Source organism: Mycobacterium sp., from assembly GCF_032162105.1.
GTDB lineage: Bacteria > Actinomycetota > Actinomycetes > Mycobacteriales > Mycobacteriaceae > Mycobacterium.
This window is the reverse complement of sequence record NZ_JAVRPS010000364.1, coordinates 1-4,603: the sequence shown is the minus strand read 5'-3', so window position 1 is coordinate 4,603 and position 4,603 is coordinate 1. Positions and strand designations below refer to the sequence as shown.

Below are 4,603 nucleotides of genomic sequence, written 5' to 3'. Positions count from 1 at the left end.
CGACCTCAGTTCGGTGGGTATTCGGGTCAACACCATCGCGCCGGGCACCATGAAGACACCGATCATGGAGTCGGTCGGCGAAGAGGCGATCGCCAAGTTCGCCGCCAACATCCCGTTCCCGAAGCGGCTGGGCACACCCGACGAATACGCCGATGCGGCAGCGTTCCTGCTCACCAACGGCTACGTCAACGGCGAAGTCATGCGCCTCGACGGCGCTCAGCGCTTCACCCCGAAGTAGCACAGAGACCACGGGCTGGCTGCCCGCTCGGCAGCCAGCCCATCGGCCGCGAGCTAGAGTCGGCCCTCCAGCTGAAGTTCGGGGTGCACCCACGTTGGCGACGTCTTGGTCTTGAACGCGCGGAAGCCTTCCCGCGCCTCGGGACCGAACAGGCTGGTCTGCATGCCGATCCGGTCGAACAGACCCAGGTAGCCGTCCAGGCTGGACTTGATTACGCCCCGCGCTCCGGGAGCGGTCCGGCAGCATTGCGCCAGAAGCTCTTTGGCAATTTTGAGCAGGTCGTCGTGGGGAACCACCCTGGCCACCATGCCCCACTCCACCGCCTCTTCGGCGTTCAGCGTCCGGCCGGTGAACATCAGATCCCTGGTGCGGACCGGCCCGATCATGCGCGCCAGCACCTGGCTGTAATACGTGTCGGCGATGCCGCGGAACAATTCGGGCACGCGGAAGGTGGCCCGGTCGCTGACCACGGCGAGGTCGCTGCACATCGCGATCTGCAGGCCACCGCCCTGACAGAGCCCGTTCACCGCTGAGACAACCGGCTTCGGCGACTGACGCAGGACGTCGAACGGCGTCACGTCCATGCCCATGGTGGCGGCGAAGTCCATCCAGTTGTCCTCCGCGGCCTGACCGAGGTCGCCGCCTGGCGCGAAGACGTCGCCGGTGCCGGTAATGAGCAGGCCCGCGAGGTCGGGATCGGCGTTCACCCGGCTGATGGCGTACCGGATGCCGAAGTACATCGCGGGCGTCATCGCGTTGCGCGCCTTGGGACGGTCCAGAGTGCAGATCGCGAAGGCGCCTTCGCGTTTGAAGTTCAGGAAGGGCGTACCCAGCCAATCGCCCTCGGGTGGGCGCGGGCCGCCATTGGGGCTATCGGACATGTGGGAATCCCTTCCAGAGCGTCGACAGGTCTGTCTCCATCAAATTAGCCAAATAGTTGTATGATTCCAAACTCCGGGCGTAGCATCCTCGAAGTGGCACGCGTCACTGCCACGTGCCCCGCCGCCCTTCTCAGCGGGGCCAATAGCAAGCTACTGGAGGAAATACGAATGGGTTCACTGGACGGCCGCGTCGTCTTCATCACTGGCGCCGCCCGCGGTCAGGGCCGCTCGCACGCGGTGATGTGCGCCGAGCAGGGTGCGAACATCGTCGGAGTCGACATCTGCGAAGACCTCGAGGTCGTGCCCTACAAGCTGGGCACCTACGAGGATCTTGAGGAGACCGCTCGCCTTGTCGAAAAGACCGGCCAGGAGATGCTCATCCGCAAGGCGGACGTCCGCGACAAAGCTGCCCTCCAAGAGGCTTTCGACGCCGGTGTCGAGCAGTTCGGTCACATCGACACCGTGCTCGCCAATGCAGGTGTGGTGCTGACCAATGCTGACGAGCGCGACGCCTCCGAAGCCCTGCGGCTGGGCCTCGACATCATGCTCATCGGGGTGTGGAATGCCTTCCAGGTCGCGATCCCGCACCTGAAGGAGCGCGGCGAGGGCGGCAACCTCATCGCGACCAGCTCGATGATCGCGCTCCTGGACCTGACCGACGGCCGTGGCGGCAGCGACTCGTACCTGATGTCCAAGGTCGCCGTCGTCGGCCTGGTCCGCGCGTACGCGGCCATGCTCGCGCCCGACCGCATCCGCGTCAACGCAGTCGCACCCACCAACTGCGCGACACCGATGATCACCGAGAACCCGGCGTTGTTCAAGGTGATCGAGGAGAACCCCCGCATGGTCAACGCCGTACAGACCGCGCTGCCGGACCTGCCGTTGATCGAGCCGCGCGACGTCAGCAACGCGATCCTGTTCCTGATCAGCGACGCGGGTCGCTCGTTCACGGGAAGCATGCTGAAAGTGGACGCCGGCATGGACGTGCGGCGAGGCTAGCAGGCATTCCGCAATGCACTTCGGAATAGCGGACCGCTCGGCGCTGATCGTCGGAGGCAGCAAGGGAATCGGCTTCGAGGTCGCCACGCTGCTCGCCGACGAGGGCGCACGGGTGGCCGTGCTGGCACGGACCAAGTCCGACGTCGACGCGGCGGTCGAGGCGATCCGCGCCGAAGGCGGTACGGCGATCGGCGTCACGGCCGACGTCAGCAACCCGGAGCAGCTTGGCCATGCGATCCGCGAGGTCAGCGACCAACACGGCCCGCCGCTCATCGTCGTCGGCCAGGCCAAGTACCAGCGCCCCGGGGACTTCGCCGACATCACCGACGTGAACGTCTACCGCGAGTCCTTCGAAATGCACACGATGAGCCAGATCCTGCTCCTGCAGGCGGTGCTGCCGGCGATGAAGGAGGCGGGCTGGGGTCGGTTCGCGCACATCGGGTCCGCCACCGCCAAGGAGCCTGCGGGCAACATCCACCACGCAGTGGCCAACACCAGCAGGCCATCGACCATCGGCCTACTCAAGACCGTGTCCGACGAGTACGCCCAGCACGGCATCACCGTCAACACCGTCGCGCCCGGCTGGATCGAGACCGAGAACGCGCTGGCCTACTTGCAGCAGCATCTCGGCGCGAGCACCGAGCAGGAGCGGCGCGATTTCATGCTCACCCAGGCCCGCGTCCCCGCAGCCCGCATGGGCAAGCCGCGCGAGATCGCCTCGCTCATCGCGTACCTGTGCTCGGAATCTGCCGGATATCTCACCGGCAGTTGGATCGAAGTCGACGGTGGCTTGCACCGGTCGGCGTTCTAACCCCTAGGAGAACACGTGGAAACCCTTGGCGCACCCGAACTCTCCTTTGCCGGCCTGCCGATGGCGGCCGACCGTAGCGTCGGGTGGAAGACCCTGCGCGACGCCGGGCGGGTGGTGTTCGTCGACGGCTGGTTCTACCTGAGCCACCGCGACGATGTGCTGTCTGCGCTGCGGAATCCCGAGCTCTTCTCGTCCAAGAAGGCCTTCGACGTGCTTGGCAGCCCGCTCCCGCTGGTGCCGATCGCATTCGACCCACCCGAGCACACCCGGTTCCGCAAGATGCTGCAACCGTTCTTCAGCCCGCACACCCTGGCGGAGATGTTGCCGGCATTGCAGAAGCAGGCCATCGACATCATCGACGACGTCGTCACGAAGGGTGAGTGCGAAGTGGTGGCCGACGTCGCGATTCCCTACCCCTCGCAGGTGTTCCTGACGCTGTTCGGACTGCCCCTGGAGGACCGCGACCGCCTCATCGCGTGGAAGGACTCGGTCATCGCGCTGGCGGATGCGCCGTCGCTCGAGGGGGCCGACCTCACACCGGCACTCGAACTGTTCGGCTACCTCACCGAGGCCATCAACGAGCGACGCGCCGACCCGGGACCAGACATCCTCTCCCAGTTGCTCACAGGCGAGGATGCCCTCGACGACTCCGAGGCGATCGGCCTGAGCTATCTGTTCGTACTTGCCGGGCTAGACACCGTCACCGCGGCGATGACGGCAGCCCTGCTGGAACTCGCCCGCAATCCAGGTTTGCGGGCCACGCTGCGCGACGATCCCGACCAGATGAGCGTGTTCGTCGAGGAGATCGTCCGGTTGGAACCGCCTGCGCCAATGCTCCCCCGGGTCACCACCGCCGAGGTCACCATCGGGGACATCACCCTGCCCCCTGACACCCAGGTGCGGCTGTGCATCGGCGCGATCAACCGGGACGACAGCGACGAGATCTCGACCAATGGCGTGGTGATGGACGGAAAGGTGCACCGGCACTGGGGCTTCGGCGGCGGACCCCACCGCTGCCTGGGCTCACACCTGGCGCGCATGGAACTGACGCTCATCGTGCGCGAATGGCTGCAGCGCATCCCCGACTTCTCGGTCGAAGCCGGCTACGAACCTCATATCGTGTTCCCCGCGAACACCTTCGGGCTGGAGCGCCTACCGCTGAAGTTGGGCTGAAACCGCTACCCCTTCGGCGAGTACCTGCCGACAAGCTGCTGTTTGTACAGCTTGCCGGTGTCAGTGCGGGGCAGCTGCGCCTCGAACGAGAGCGACCGCGGACACTTGTAGTGCGCCAGCTGGTTTCGTAGCCAGTCGAACAACTCCGCGGCGAACTCGTCGGTGGCGTCGGCCGGGTCAACGGTCTGCACCACGCCCTTGACGGACTGCCCCATGTCGTCGTCCGGGATGCCGAACACCGCGGCGTCGAGCACCCGCGGATGGGTGATCAGAAGATCTTCAGCCTCCTGCGGGTAGATGTTCACTCCGCCCGAGATGATCATGTGGTGCCTGCGGTCGGTGAGGTAGAGGTAGCCGTCGACATCGAGGTAGCCGACGTCGCCCACCGTGACCCAGCCGTGTGCATTGCGCGCAGCCGACGTTTTCGCCTCGTCCTTGAGGTAAGTGAAGGAATATCCACCGTCGTAATAGATTTCGCCCGCTTGTCCGGGCGGCAACTCT

The 4,603-nt window shown here is 65.7% G+C and carries 6 protein-coding genes; 4 read left to right on the top strand and 2 right to left on the bottom strand.

What is annotated here, in order from left to right:
- A partial coding sequence (locus QOC69_RS18540) for an SDR family oxidoreductase (RefSeq protein WP_526442199.1) occupies positions 1-238 on the top strand: 238 nt, incomplete at its 5' end.
- Between the two features lie 53 nt (positions 239-291).
- On the opposite strand, the gene QOC69_RS18535 is transcribed toward QOC69_RS18540, so the two are convergent.
- Positions 292-1,119 (bottom strand): enoyl-CoA hydratase/isomerase family protein, encoded by an 828-nt coding sequence (locus QOC69_RS18535; protein ID WP_526442197.1) that lies wholly within the window; start codon positions 1,117-1,119, stop codon positions 292-294.
- A gap of 168 nt (positions 1,120-1,287) precedes the next feature.
- Between QOC69_RS18535 and QOC69_RS18530 the strand changes: the two genes are divergently transcribed.
- From QOC69_RS18530 to QOC69_RS18520, 3 genes are read left to right on the top strand one after another with little or no spacing between them, the layout of a single operon-like run.
- Entirely contained in the window at positions 1,288-2,118 is an 831-nt protein-coding gene (locus tag QOC69_RS18530) for a mycofactocin-coupled SDR family oxidoreductase (RefSeq protein WP_526442195.1), read from the top strand.
- 13 nt (positions 2,119-2,131) lie between these two features.
- Complete coding sequence (locus QOC69_RS18525; protein ID WP_526442193.1) at positions 2,132-2,929, top strand: SDR family oxidoreductase; 798 nt, start codon at positions 2,132-2,134, stop codon at positions 2,927-2,929.
- Between the two features lie 60 nt (positions 2,930-2,989).
- Complete coding sequence (locus tag QOC69_RS18520; protein WP_526442201.1) at positions 2,990-4,102, top strand: cytochrome P450; 1,113 nt, start codon at positions 2,990-2,992, stop codon at positions 4,100-4,102.
- A 5-nt stretch (positions 4,103-4,107) separates the two neighbouring features.
- Here the strand turns inward: QOC69_RS18520 and QOC69_RS18515 are convergent.
- A partial coding sequence (locus tag QOC69_RS18515; RefSeq protein WP_526442191.1) for an AMP-binding enzyme occupies positions 4,108-4,603 on the bottom strand: 496 nt, incomplete at its 5' end.